Below are 930 nucleotides of genomic sequence, written 5' to 3'. Positions count from 1 at the left end.
ATCGGGCACACCCAGGCCGCTTCGGGCGTCGCCGGTGTCATCAAGATGGTCATGGCGATGCGCGCCGGTGTCCTCCCGCGGTCCCTGCACGTGGACGAGCCGAGCTCTCATGTGGACTGGTCGGCTGGGGCTGTCGAGCTGCTGACGGAGTCCCGGGAGTGGGCCGAGCGGGACGGCGGCGCGCCCCGTCGCGCGGGTGTGTCGTCGTTCGGCGTGAGCGGCACGAACGCCCACGTGATTCTGGAGCAGGCGCCGGTGGGCGAACCTGCTGCGGCCGCTAAAACGGTCGTTCTATCCAGTGCTGTGCCGTGGTTGGTGTCGGCGCGCAGCGCGGACGCCCTGCGCGCGCAGGCCGGAAAGCTCGTCGAGTTCGCGGCCGGATACGAGGCGCTCGACTGCGTCGACGCGGGCTGGTCCCTGCTGTCCGGGCGGGCCGCGCTCGACCACCGGGCGGTCGTCTTCGGGCGGGAGCGGGAGGACTTCCTGACCGGCCTTGAGGCGTTGGCCTCCGGTGGTTCGGGCCGTGTGGTGTCGGGTGCCGTGGTCGAGGGACGTCTCGGCGTCGTCTTCACCGGTCAGGGGAGTCAGCGGCTCGGTATGGGCCGGGAGTTGTACGAGACCTTCCCGGTGTTCGCGGACGCGCTGGACGAGGTGTGTGCGCACTTGGACGGGTTGCTTGACCGTCCGCTGAAGGAGGTCATGTTCGGCGAGGATGCCGGTCTGTTGGAGCAGACGGGGTACGCGCAGCCCGCGCTGTTCGCCGTGGAAGTGGCCCTCTACCGTCTGGCCGAGTCGTTCGGGGTGCGGCCGGAGATCGTCGGTGGGCATTCGATCGGCGAGCTGACGGCCGCGTACGTAGCTGGGCTCTGGTCCTTGGAGGACGCGGCCCAACTGGTGGCTGCGCGCGGCAAGTTGATGCAGTCGCTGCCC

Annotated in this window: 1 protein-coding gene; it reads left to right on the top strand. The window is 70.1% G+C overall.

The genetic code is table 11. The features are described from left to right. The coding region (locus STRAU_RS19850) for an acyltransferase domain-containing protein (RefSeq protein WP_037660597.1) at positions 1-930 on the top strand (930 nt) is incomplete at both ends.

The sequence above is a fragment of the Streptomyces aurantiacus JA 4570 genome, from assembly GCF_000414115.1.
In the GTDB taxonomy this organism is placed as follows: Bacteria; Actinomycetota; Actinomycetes; order Streptomycetales; family Streptomycetaceae; genus Streptomyces; species Streptomyces aurantiacus_A.
This window is presented reverse-complemented; position numbering and strand designations above follow the sequence as displayed.